Annotated in this window: 2 protein-coding genes and 1 pseudogene; all 3 read right to left on the reverse strand. The window is 68.9% G+C overall.

Annotated features, from left to right (window positions below; genetic code table 11):
- A pseudogene (locus tag GXY15_02800) lies at positions 1-192 on the reverse strand (spore surface glycoprotein BclB).
- A gap of 54 nt (positions 193-246) precedes the next feature.
- Positions 247-4653, reverse strand: coding sequence for a hypothetical protein (locus GXY15_02805; GenBank protein NLV40143.1), 4407 nt, complete (start codon positions 4651-4653; stop codon positions 247-249).
- Between the two features lie 35 nt (positions 4654-4688).
- A complete protein-coding gene (locus tag GXY15_02810) occupies positions 4689-13304 on the reverse strand; it encodes a lamin tail domain-containing protein (GenBank protein NLV40144.1) in 8616 nt (2871 codons plus the stop codon).
- Positions 13305-13309 lie beyond the last annotated feature (5 nt).

Below are 13309 nucleotides of genomic sequence, written 5' to 3' on the forward strand. Positions count from 1 at the left end.
AGTCAGCCCAACCAGCCCAGTCAGACCAGTCAGACCAGTCAGACCAGTCAGACCAGTCAGACCAGTCAGACCAGTCAGACCAGTCAGACCAGTCAGACCAGTCAGACCAGTCAGACCAGTCAGACCAGTCAGACCAGTCGGACCAGTCAGACCAGTCAGACCAGTCGGACCAGTCAGACTTGTCCGACCAGTCCGACTGCCCGCCTAAACCCTAAACCCTATACCCTAAACCCTATCCCCTCTCCCCTACTCCCTCTCATATATCCGGGTGGGGCGCTCGTCGCGGAGGTTGTCGTCCACCTCTTTCGGGTATACGGTGAAGGAGACGGACGCGGGGGTCGGGTCGCTGATGACGCGGGCCGGGAAGGCGGTCCCGTCGGGGCTGTAGGAATAGGTCTTGAGCACGGTTTGGGCCGTGAGGACGTAGCGTTTCTCGCGCTTGCGGTCCTTCATGTCACCGAAAACGAGGCCGGTGGGGGTCGCCGGGCTCACGGGGAGGATGATGTCAACGAAGTCCACGCCCGGGCCCACCACGGCGGTGTTGTTCGCCACGGGGTTCCCGTCCTCGTAGAGCGTCCACTTGATCCACGCCTGGGCAACATTGGTTTCCCCGTTGATCACGGCGCGGCGGATGGTCTCGGGCAGGCGCGCGGTCAGAGCGGCCCGGAGTTTCAGGTAATCATAGAGGGGTGGCACCCCCTTCGGGGGAAGGGGAACGCGCGTCACACTGCCGTAGGGGCGGGTCTCGGAGTCGGTGTTGTTCGCCGTGTTCCGCCGCCATTCGGAAAGCGTGACCCGCGCCTCCGTGTCCACGGACACGTTTTCCTGGCTCTGGCCGTTGTACCACCACGTGTACGAAATGCAGCTCGCGGTCAGGTCGGCCACCGTGACCGCGGCGCTGTCCGCAAGCCCGGCGGGCTGGATGTTCCCCGCCTCATCCGCGCCGACCACCGTCAGCATGAGCGTGCGGCTCACAGTGGGATCGGGGTCGTTCTGGTTCGCCTGGAGCAGGACGGACAGGGGGGACCCGCCCATGTCGGTCTCGGGGGTGATGGGGCCGGAAATCCAGCCGCTCCAGCCGGTGACGGGCACCCACTGCATGGTGCTGATTTCGCGGTCCGCCGCGGCGTCGGCGCCCCGCCACAGTTTGGCCTTCACATAGGGAACGATGGGCGCGACGTCGGCGGCATCGGGCCCCTTGATGTTTCGGCGGAGTTTCCAGTCGAAGCGCGGGCTCAGGGTCTGGGTGTCGCGCGGGCCGTTGGTGATCTCGGCCTGGGCGCGCCACATCCACCAGAGCACCAGCGGGTTCGGCGCGGTGATCTCATTGCCCGCGCGGTCGCGCGCCGCAGGTTTCCCCTCGAAACGCCACGGGTCGGGAACGGACTGCGATGTCACGGCTTCAAAGCGCGCCGTGAGCCGCTTCACGGCGGCCGCCGGATCGGTGGAAAGGGTCACCGTTGTTGTGCCGCTGTCCGTCGGGCCGAGGGGCCCCTCCAGCCAGGCCCGGCCGTCGCCCTGCTCCGTGAAGTCGGTGCCGGTGTCGGACTCAAAGCCGCTCGTGGTGACGTGGGTCAGGGGCGCGGGCGGCCGGTCCTCGAACACGGCCTCAATGCCGAAACTGAGCGTGTCGCCCGCCGCCGTGTCCGCGCAGGTCCCGTTTCCGCCGGGGTTGAACAGGAAGTGGAGCGCGCGGTCCACGATGGTGCCGCCGGACACGGGGATGGCGTGGGCTCCCTGCGGGCCGGGCACGCCGGTGCCCACAAGGCTGTCGTTGCCGTAGGCGCGGGGCTGGGCCGTCGCCGCATCGCCGTCGGCGGACGCGGAAAACAGCAGGGTCGGCGGCGTGGTGTCCACGAGGAAGGAGCAGTCGCCGGCGGTGTCCGTGATCCCGAACCCGTGGCCGTAGAGTGTGGGATTGGGCTCGGCGCCTGTGTAATCGTTCAGATAGACGAGGTTGATCCCCTCGGTGCACAGCGCCGTGTCATCGGCGGAACGGAAGTTGCACGGCTCGCTGAAAGTGACCGTGGCGGTGGCGGTGTTCTCACCGGTCGGCACCAGGTCAACCTCGTAGCATTGCCTGAGGATGGTGGGGTCCGCCGCCACGGTCATCCCCGGCAGGGGCTCCTCGGGCACCATGCGCAGTTTGGCATCGTTGAGGTTTATCCCCTGGGTGACTACGGTGATGGTGACGGGCTCGCCCCGGCCCACCACGGGGGGGTCCACGGAGCACGAAATCCAGATGGGCGTGCCGCTAAGGCCGCCGCCCTCCTGGTCCGCGCCCACCTGAAGCTCCTCGTTCAGCACGGCGCCGCGCGCGTCACCCTCAAAGTCAAAGGCGCGGTCCGCGCTCGCCACGAGGCCGGTCACCGGGTCGTCCACCTCGACAAAGTGGCCGGAAAGGACCGGGCTGCCCGTCTGGAGCTTCCCGGTCCACGGGCTGTCGGAATAATCCACCGTCGGGGCCGGATTTAGATTCTCAAAGCCGGCCTTCTCGTAGGGGGCGGGGGGGAAACTGCCGCGAATAACGTTGAGCCAGGTGTTCACCTCCCCCGTCACATTGCCGTCCTCGATGATGCTGGCGGCGAGGTTGATGGGGCCGCTGGTGGCGCGTATCCCGTCGCCGTTGCCCTTGGCGGTGCACTGGTACACCGTCACGAGGCCCGTGCTGTCCGAGAGGACCGCCGGGCCGGAGCAGCCGGTGAACACGGAATTGGACGCCGTGCCCGCGGCCTTTCCCGAGAAGCGCAGGCCGGGGCCGCTGATGTTCTTCGTGGCGCAGCGGATGAACTCCAGGACCGCCGTGTCATCGGTGGCCTGCACCCCCGCGCTGCCCGTGGACACGGTCAGGTTCTCCAGCCGCAGGTGCGCGTTGCTGACGCTGAGCACGGGGTCTGCGGGGGGCAGGCCGATGCACACGTCGTCTATGAGGAAGCTCGGCGGCGCCGCCCCGCCGGCGATTTCCGCGCGGAAGCGCAGGGTCTTGGTGGTGTCCCGCCAGGCGGCGGGATAGGGCAGGATGAACATGCGGTAGGAAGCGAGGGAGGCGTCGGCCGCGTGCTGTTCCAGGAGCACCGTCGCGTCCACCTCCACCTTGAAGGTGCTGTCGGCGCCGCCGGGCTGGCCGACCCGGAGGTTGAACCGGATTTCGCTGCCGGACGACGGGAAGGTGACGCTCTGCCGGAGGTCCACCGCCGACGGGGCGCCCACTTCACGGGTGAGCAGGAGCGCGCGGGCCGACGCGTTGCAGCCGGGCCCGGTGAAGTAGCTTGCGGGGAGCGGCGGGCCGAGAATGTCGCAGGGCGTGGCGGCGGACCATTGGCCGGCCGCCAGGCCGGCGTTCTCCATGTCGCCGTAAAGAATCTTGTCGCCGCTTTTCACCAGCGCGGACAGCCATCCGCCCAGGTTGGAGAGGCTGAGGTCGTCCAGTACGAACCGGGTGACCGGTCCGGAGACCGCGGCCGGCGGCTGGACGGTGGCGCGGAAGACGGGCATGACCGATGACGGCGGGATCAGCGGCACCGAGACGGACTGGCAGTTGGCCCCGGCGAGGGATTCGGCCGCGGCGCTCCAGACAGCAGCCTCGCCCGGACGCGGCAGCAGCTCAATCTTGTCGCCGGGCCGCGGGGTGTCGGCGCGCACGCTGAAACGCAGGGCGGGCGGCACAAGCCCCCCCAGGCTCAGCACCTGCGCGGCGCCCGCGAAGGGGGCAACCAGTTCCACGAGGGACGCGCCGGGGCTGAGCAGGGCGAAGCCCAGATTGAGCGCGGCGGCCGTGGGAAGCGCCAGCGCGCCGACGCCGAACTCCGCGCCGCCGATGAGCGCGCAGGGCGGGTCCTCCGGGGCGCCAACGGCGAACTGGGACTCAATGGCGAGGGACTGGATTATCGCCGCCAGCGCCGGCGCGGGGGTGAACGTGTCCAGGGGCAGGGCCACGGGGGTCCAGTCGGCGGCGGCGGCCAGGTCCGTGTCCTGGATGAAGGCGGTTCCCGTGTTGCCGCCGGAGTCGGTCACCGTGACGACCAGCCGGTTGCCGGCAATGGGCGCATGCGCCTTGACCCAGACGGTGAGCGTGGCGCCGGGAACCACGGTGAAGGGCAGCGGCAGGGTCATCCATTCCAGACGCGCGGGGCCCCCGGGGGGGAGGTTGGGCACGGGCGTGGCGACGCCATAGCGCAATTCCACCTGGTCGGGCGTGAGGCCCGGCGTCGGCGTGGCGCAGGGGTCCAGCGTGAACTGGGCCAGCCACTCGCCGGAGGCGGCCCGGGCCGGATCCTTCACGATGACCGGCGGGGACGGCGGGTTGGGTATCCAGAGCGAGGTCTGGCCGGCCTCAAAATCGCCGTTGTCCACGACATTGCCGGGGCAGGGGCCGCCAACGCCGTTGCCCTCGATGACGCTTTCCGTCGGCAGCAGGCCCGGGTCGCCCAGGATTTCCAGGTCTTTGGTGACCGTCACGGGCGCGTCAAGCGGCCAGACGGCCTCGCTGCCCGAGGTGTTCTCCAACTGGATGGTGTCGCCCTCGGCGGCATCCGCGATGGCCTGGGCCAGGTCCTCGCCCTCGCTGACCGTAATCGTTGCGGCGGGGGCGCCCGCCGCGATCATCACCGCCGCCGCAAAGGCGGCAAAAAAGACACACGACCTCCGCATCATCCGTCCATCCTCCTAGTGTCCCGTACCCGCGCGGATCAGCGAACCCCCCTCGCTTCTTCCGACGCATCTTTGCGGGCGCGGCGCTCGTAGATGGCGCGACCGGCGGATTCCGCAGTTTTCACAAACTCCTCGGAATTCATCCGGCCCCGGTAGTCCAGTCTGCCGTCTCCGTCCAGGTCGGAAAGATTTCCCTCCTGCACGGTCACGAGAATCTCGAACATGTCCGACCGGGTCTCCACCAGATTCGCCAGTCCCGCAAACCGTTGGTATACCTCGTTGTAGCGCTCTTCCGCGTGCCGGTAATTGCTCAGCGGCCGCACCGGAGGAAGCACGCCGTCTTCATTACCAAGTATACCATCCTCCCCCGCACCTGCGGCGACGGATGCGAGCAGGGTGAAATAGCGGCCGTCGGGGTGGTGCGGCCGCTGGGACACGAGCATGGACATCAGCCGCAGCGAGGCCAGGCCCTCGTAGTCCTTATCCCAAGCTTTGGGATTTGTTAGCGAGGGAATCAACGGGTAGGTGTCACTGGGGTAGAGCTGGTCCTGGAGCGGATTGCCCAGCACCGGGTTGGGCGTGAAGCCCAGGGGCGGCCCGACCGCAAGAAATTCGGGCAGCGAGGGCATGCCGAGGCTGTCCTCCCTCCTGGGGGCTAACCGTTGCCTTTTTGCCTGAATCACGCCCGCCAGGCTGTCGTAGGCCTTGACGATGCCGGGGAGGCCCAGGAGCGGGTTGAACAAATAGTCGGTGGGGGGACCACCGGTGCTGCTCTCCACCCGGTACTGGCCCGTTTCGGCGGTGTTGAGGTTGAGGCGGCCGACGGTGCGCGGGGCGGGGGTGAGGACAACGCAGGTGACGCAGGCCACCTGGTCGGGGCGGCCGAGGTTGCGCACGCGCAGGGCGAGGAAGTTGTCGGTGACGCGGACGAGGCGGGGCCGCCAGGCCATGGACGCATCGTGGCTGTAGAGGATCATGCCGTCGCCATCGGCGCGGTAGGCCACGCCGGAGGGCACGCCGCCGAGGGCGGGGTCGTCGTCGGGGGGGTACCAGTCGGCGGGATGGGCCAGGGCGCGCGCCTGGAGGGCCGCGCGCGCCTCGGGGGTGACGGCCGCAGGCAGGGTGTCCAGGCGCGGGGCCACGCGGGAGGCCGTGGTGCGGTCGGTGACGAATTCCAGGGCGAGCAGCGGGTCAAAGCGGTCCGCCGTGCCCGCGTCCCGGTTCTTCTCCAACTGCATGAGCCCGGCCAGCCGGGGCTCCAGCACAGAGCCGGTGCTGTCGAGCGGCAGGGGCGGCTCGTCCAGGCGGTCGGCCAGTCCGAGGGCGGCGGCACCGTCGTCGGAGAGGCCGGTGACGACTTTCTGGAGATGGTCCAACTGGTCGGCCATGCCGGGCACGAAGGTGCCGACGTAGGCGATGTAGGTGCCGTTGACGAGGCCGTCCTCGGCGTCCCAGGTGAAGACGGCCTCGGGACGGTTGGCCTCGCCCGCCGCCGTGTCGTGTTTGCTGACAAACATGACGGCGCGGCGCGCCACAGGCCAGCGCCGCCCCGCCTCGGCCGGGAGCATGGCGCCGAAGACGGGCGCGGGGCGGGCGGTGTCGAGGAGGAAGTCCTGGTTGAGCACGACGGGCCAGTTCCACACGGCGGTCGAGGGCAGTGTGATCCGCTCCGGCGGGCCGGTGTACCGGGTGGCGCCGCCGTTCAGCTCGCCGAACACGGGGAAGGGGGCGTAGGGCTCCGCCACGGCGTTGCCGTCGGCGAAGAGGTAGACGGGACTCCAGTAGAAGGGCGGCACGTCGGGCGTGGCCGGACTATTATCGGGGTCGGTCCACTGGACAAAACGCTGGAAGAAATCATCGTACGACTCAGCGCGCTCGTCTATGTCACTTCGGGCGGGGTTGGGCCAGAGGGGGGCGAAGCCGGCCTGGCCGACGGTGAGGACGACGGGGTCGAGGGCGGAGAGCTCGGTGAGGTCGCCGAGGCCGGCCATGCGGGTGCGCATGGGCTGGGCCCGGTGGGGGTTCAGGGGGGCGGCGTTGGCCAGGACGGCCGCGCGCACGGAGAGGTCCTGCCGCCAGACGATGCCGGCCGTGTTGCCGGGGGGCCGGTTCTGGAGGGCCGCCTCGTAGGGGCTGAAATCATTGGGCTGGTAGCGCGTGTTGACATAGGCCGAGGGGATGCGGAAATCCGTGTCCAGGCTGTGCTCGAAGAGGGGCATGGGCACGCGCATGAGGTCGGCGAGGGTGGCATAGGGCACATTGCCCGTGCCGGACCGGCGGAACGCGTGGGCGTGGTTCACATAGACCCCGTCGTCGCCGGGGAAGACCACCTCGTCGTTCTCCAGGAACTGGCGTAGTTTGCCGGGGGTGTTCTTGACCGTGGCGTCCCAGGTGCGCATGGCCAGCATGGGCGCCGTGTCCTCCGGCCCCGCCCCGCCAAAGAAGCCGGCGGCGAGGTCGGCCGGGTTCTCCCACAGGCGCTCGGTCAGGTTCATGCGCAGGGGCGACCCGGCCATGGCATGGCCGAACAGCCGCGCCACATGCTCCTTCGGCGTGGCGGTGTAGACCACATCCAGGCCGAAACGGGGCTCAATGCTCCCCCCGCCGCTGCTGGTATAGGCCTGCTCGTACCACGCCGGGCTGTCGGCCCAGTCGTCATAGGCGCCGTCCGTCGGCTCCCAGCGATTGCTCGTGCCGAAGCGGTCGCCCGCATAGAGCGGGTGTTTCCGCTCCAGCGCCCGGTAGAAGTCCAGCCCCATCTGGTCCGGAGGCCAGTAGCTCAGCCGGGTAAGGTCCAGGGCGACGCGGTTCTCAAGGGCGGTGCCGCCGGCCCCCTGCCAGGCCCCTGCGGTGTCGTAGTTGTTGTAGCCGTCCACATAGTAGGGCGACTCCACGATGTCGTCCACCGTGCGGTTGATGACGTCGTACTCGCGGTAGGTGGCCTGGTCGGCCACGCGGCCAAAGGCCGAATCGCCCACGTACAGCGTCACGATCACGTTGTCGCCGGGGTTCCACCGCCGCTCCACAAAGGCCGCCCACTCGGGGGAGTCGCCGGGGGTAACGCCGAAGGGGGTGACGCCGGGAAGTGCGTAATTGTCGTAGGCTCCCCCCAAGCTGAAGTCATACCCCTGTCTGACCACTTCACTCCCGGCATAGGCGGAGCCGTTCAACCAGTCGTTGATGTATGAACTCACAGCCGGCGTGTAGCCGATGCCGAAGGTGCCCGCCTCGAACGAGCCGGGGCCGTACACGCGGGGGCGCTGCCCGAGGTAGGTGAGGGGCGCGTTGCCCTCGTCCACGCCCTCGCTGAGGAAGGCGTTGGCGTGGTACCACAGGGTGACGGCGGGGTCGGCATCTTCGTAGTCCGCGCCGTTCTCGTCCACATACCCGTTGAAGTCGTTGTCCACCATGTCCTTGTCGAGGGTGCCGCGAATGTAGCGGCGCAGGATGGCGCCGTCCGGCGTCAGGTCAAGCCCCGTGCTGTCCTTGGCGATGTAGCCGCCGTCGCCGTCGTTGTCGTAGCCGTCGCGCTCGGGGTAGTTGGGCAGCACACCGCCGCGCAGGACCAACTGCGCCACCCGCTTGACGGAATTGATTTCCGTCAGGGGCACGGGCTTGGCCGCGTCGGTGTAGGGGGCGTCCTCCCACAGCCGCCGGTTGACCATCGGCACAATGCGGGCAAACGCGGGCACCACGCCCGCGGCGTTCCCATGCGTCCGGATTTCCTCCAGCGCGCCGTCCGTGTCGAGAATGTCATTCGGTGTCGAGGGAGGGGGCGGCACGGGGGGGAAGTACCGCCGCTGCGACGACACGCCGTCGCCGTCGTTGTCCACGTAGTCCGTGGGCGGAACAGGCGTCGGCGGATCTGTGCTTCCGTCATACGCAGGTGCCCGTCGAGAGAAGACGGAGCCTGTCCCTTCAACAAGGCCGCCCGGAAAACTGCCGCTTATCCCTTGCACGCTGGAATCAGAAAGCGCCCCGTAATTGATGTCGGGGCTGGTGTCGCCAATAGGAGGCACGGTCACATAGGCGATTGGATTGTCTGTCGCCGTCATGGTCGCAGGGACCCCCTCAATGTCATATCGAGCCATGCCGATGCCATTGGCGCCGGGGGTGGCAAAATCGGGGTCGGGGGGAATGGTGTCGCGGTAGGTGTCGAGGGGGGGGGCCTTGGTTGCGCCCTGCTGGTCTGTGAAGGTGAGGAGCAGGCGGCCCTTGGCGGCGATGCGGGTCTGGGCGGGCACCTCCCACACACTCTTGAAGGGATCGCGCATTTCGGGGTTCGTGTCGAGGCCCGCCGGGTTGGGAATCCCCACCTCCAGCGTCCACCCGGAAAGGTCCAGCTCCTGGTCCGTCGTGTTCGCAATCTCCACATACTCGTGGTCCGGCTCCTGCGAGAAGTCGAAGAAGTTGACGGAGAGATGGCGGGGGATCGGCTGGCCGCTGACCGGGTCCATAAGGGGCAGGCCCGTCGCAGGGTCGAGCAGGTAAAGATTCGCCTCGATGGGCTTGAGACGGACGGCGACGCACAGGGTGTCGTAGGCCGCCCCGGCAGGCGGCACGATGACCGTGAGCGTGCGGGTGGAGGGGGTGTCGGTCGCGACGACGGTGTCCAGGAAGGCCCCGTTGTGCTGGTCGCCGAGGAGATCGGTCAGCGTGGGGACCGTGGGGTCGGACCCGTAGAGAATCAGGAAATACTGCTCAATGGCCGCGTAGTCCGACGGATTCAGGGGGGCCGGGTCCTCCAGCGCCCGCGAGGGGAGGAAAACCCATCCGGGCGGGGTGCCCGCCCCCGTGGCGAGAAACTCCGGCTCGTCCACTGTCTGGAAATACTTCGCGCAGTAGTCGGCCAGCAGTTGCGCGCGCTCGACGGTCAGGTCGTCGTTGAGGCCGTCGCCGTCCACGTCGTAGGCGTCGGGGATGTTGACGATGCGCGCAATGTTGGAGGCGACGCTCTCGGTCCCGGAAGCCATCGTGGTGTACCGGATGGAGTACTCAAGCTGGTTGGTGTTGTCCACCGTCACGGCGCCGGTGACGGGGTCCGTCACGTTGAGGGTCAGATAGTAGCGGCCGGCGGGCAGGCCGTCGGTGGCGCGGAAACGGAACTCCATCACGTCGGGATTGACATTGGCCGGGTCGTTCTCCAGGGGCGTCCAGACGGTTCCCGCAGGCACGGTGTAGCGGTAGCCCGTCTGCGAGCCGAGGATGGGCTGCTCCGAGACAATCGCGCCGGTGCCATCCACCTCCTGATAGTAAGTCCGCAGTTTCCACTCGGGCGCGGCCATGGCCGTCATCCGGTCCATGTCAAAGGCGGGCATTTCGGCGTAGGGGGCGGGGTTGAGGTTGAAGAACGGGATGTTGGCGGCGGTCCAGTTGACGGTGTCGGCGGAGGGCCTTTGCATGAGCAGGTCAATCTGGTAGGCGGCCTGGCCGGCGAGGGGGAGGATTTCGGCCTCGACGCGGCGGACGGGGCGGGGCATGATTTCGGTGATGCGGATGGCCTCGGCGCCTGCGGCGGCGTAGGAGAGGAGGCGGTTTTGCCCCTCGAAAATGTCCGGATCGGGGTTGGAGTCGGTGATGGCGGCCCACCAGGGGTCCACGGCGGAGATGTCGTTGAACTCGGGGGTGATGCCGAAGGAGTCGGAGAAGTATTCCTGGATGGAGCCCGCGGGGAAGAGGTCCTGCCGGCGGACGCGCTCGCGCTCGTTGAGGGGCTCGGCGGGCTCGTTGTCGAGATTGGCGGAGCCGCGCTTTTCCATGACGAGGAGGGAGCGGACGGCGTCGCGGTCGCGGTGGTCGGCGACGTTGACGGCGGTCTGGAGGGCCTGGAGCTGCGCGTCGGCGGGGAAGAGGCCCGGGGCGGCGTTGTTGCCGCCGAGGAGGGCGCCGCGCAGGGTCTTGTTGGACTGGCGCAGGCCGAAGGCGAAGCTGCGGACGGTGGCGTCCATGCCGGCCCCGTCCGCGGCGCGGGCGGCGTTGGGGAACTGGCCGCGCAGGAGCAGCGCGGCGGCAAGCTGGGGCGCGTCGGCGAAGTTGGGGTCGAGCTTGTTGACCGCGCGGTCGCCGTAGGGGGTGGAAATGTAGGCGACGTTGCGCGCCTCGCTGTGGGCCGTGATGAAGCGGTTGATGTCGGCCCACTCCTTGGGCTGGAAGGCCGGGGAGGCGCCCGCGTCGGCCATCTTCTGGAGTTCATAGTGGACGGCGAGGGTGCGGTCGCCCAGTTCGCCGACCTCGTCCGTGGCGCCGTTGTTGTTGTTGTCGTCGTTGTCAGATTCGGCGAAGGGGTTGCGCAGGGGGGCGCGCTGGAGGAACTCGGCGGGGTCGTCTATGCCCTCAAGCATGCCCAGGGCGCGGTAGTAGGCGGCGGTGCTGCTGTTGAGAACGTCGTCGGTCCACAGAACGGGCGCGGAGGCGGGCGGGGTGCCGGAGAGCTGCAGCTTTGACCACTCGCTGAGCCGGGGCAGGTAGAGGCCGGAGTCGGGGAGGCCGGAGGCGTTTTCGTCGCGCCGGGAGAAGGCGAGGAGGAAGCTGTTGACGTTGTCATCGGCGCGGCCGAGGCCGGGGGCGGTGACGTCGTAGTCGTAGGGCTGGGCCGTGAGGCTTCCGGCGGGGTTGACGGGCGCCTCAAAGTCCCACAGGTTTCTTTCAGGGAGGCCGACCCTGACGCCCGCGCCCATGAGCATGTTCCATGTCTCGGCGGCGCGCTGGACGCCCATTGCGGGGAGGATGCGTGTCTCGTATTCGGCGGGGGTGAGGGCCTGGCTCATGCCGCGGACCACGCGGGTGGCTGGGTTGGCCAGTGCGAGGGTGTCTTGGTGTCCGTAGGTGTGGAGGCCGCCTGCGTTGAGGTTGGCCTTTCCGGACTCGTCGGCGACGTGGACGGCCATGCGGCCGACGACCTCGCAGACGGACTCGGCGCTGACGCCGAGGACGTAGGCGGGGCAGGTGCAGGTGGCCCCGGTGGGGGTGCCGTCGGGGCGGCGCACGGGGATCTCGTGGTAGGTGGAAAAGGCGGTGTGTGACAGGGAGAAGGCCGCGGCCACGACGTCGAGGTTCAGGGGGCGGAAGCCCTTGTCGGTGAGGACGGGCACGGAGATGGGGGGGCAGTCGTAGGTGCCGTCGTCTTTCAGGGTGACAAATTCCGGCCCGGGGGCGGCGTAGGCGGTGAACCCGTTGACGTGGAGGTCGTAGTCGTTGTCCACCGTGTCCACGTTGCCGATGTTCAGGATGGCCGGCGCGGCGGGCAGGCCGTCCAGGTCCACGCGGGGCGCGCGGATTTGGTCGGGCAGGGTGAGGTAGACGTATTCCAGCGCGTTGCCGTTTGCCGCGTTGGGGCGGCGGTCGGCGGGCGTGATCTCGCCGTCGTTGTCCATGTCCACGGGCACGGAGAGGCCGGGCAGGGGCAGGGTGAGGCGGTAGGCGGCGACGGGGGTGGGATAGTCCGGGTCCTGTTCGCGGATGACGGCGCCGGAGCCGTCCACGGCGTAGACGAAGGCGCCGAGTTCGAAGTTGCGGCGGATTTCGCCCTCGTCGGTGGCGTCGAGCCCCTCGGAGGCGACGGTGGGGTCGTAGAACTTGCTGTCGGGGTAGCCGTCGAGGTCGTTGTCCACGCCGTCGCCGGAGAGGTCCGCGTCCTTGGGGAGGGGAATCCAGGCGCTGTCGCGCAGGCCGTCGCCGTCGCTGTCGAAGTCGGCCCAGAGGTCCACGAAATTGGCGGGGAAATACCCGTCGGTGCCGGACGGCGCGAAGGGGAGGAAGGTGGAGCCGTCATTCCGCTCGACGATGACCTGGCCGGCGAAGTCGGGGGTGACGAAGGGGAACCTGCGGTCCATTTCGGCGGTCATGGTGAAGCGGTCGAAGCGCTGGGAGAGGCCCGCGGCCGTGAGGGCGTTGTTGACGTCCGTGAGGGTGAGCCGGACGCCCGCGGCGTCCACCAGGCGCATGTCCTTTTCGGAGGCGAAGAGGAGGATGGTCTGGCCGCTCCATCGGGGCACGGCGAGCCAGGGGGCGGTGCGCGGGCCGCGGAAGAGGGGCTCGCGGACGCCGTCGGGGGTGGTGTCGGCGGGGTCGGCGGCGTCGCCGTCGCCCCGGTAGAACTGGGCGTAGAGGATGCCGCCGGAGAGGAGGCCGGCTTCGCGCAGGGCGCGCTCGACGGGCTCGAGGGTGAAGGCGGTGCGGCCGCCGTCCCAGGGGGCGATGCCGTCCACCCAGGTCCATTCCTTGCCCGCGAAGGCGGCGCCGTTGAACAGGGTGCGCCAGGCGTGGTCGGTGGAGGTGGCGTTGGGGTTGACCTGGAGGTCGCGGTTGAGGGTGTACTGCGCGACGGCGAAGCCGGCGTCCACGAGGTACTGGGCGCGGACGGTGTGGACGACATTGACGGCGGTGGTGGACTCGATGCGGGTGACGGCGAAGAAGGTGAGGCCGATGGCGAGCAGCACGGCCATGATCGAAAGGGCGACGATGAGGGCCGCGCCCGAGTTCCGGTGCAGTTTGCCGTGCCGCCGGGGTCCCGCCGGCCCTGTCTTGCCCCAGGCGGCGGCGGGGGCCCCGCCCGGGTTCCGGTGCAGTCTTCCGTACCGCCGGCGTCCCGCCGGCCTTGTCTTGCCCCAGGCGACGGCGTGGGCCCCGCCCGGGTTCCGGTGCAGTCTGCGCATGCGTT

This window comes from Candidatus Hydrogenedentota bacterium (genome assembly GCA_012730045.1).
Taxonomy (GTDB): Bacteria; Hydrogenedentota; Hydrogenedentia; order Hydrogenedentales; family CAITNO01; genus JAAYBR01.

Bases quoted from the DNA above. Each gene is read 5' to 3' on its own strand.
- GXY15_02805 (NLV40143.1), bottom strand. From the start codon at position 4,653: ATGATGCGGAGGTCGTGTGTCTTTTTTGCCGCCTTTGCGGCGGCGGTG.
- GXY15_02810 (NLV40144.1), bottom strand. From the start codon at position 13,304: ATGCGCAGACTGCACCGGAACCCGGGCGGGGCCCACGCCGTCGCCTGG.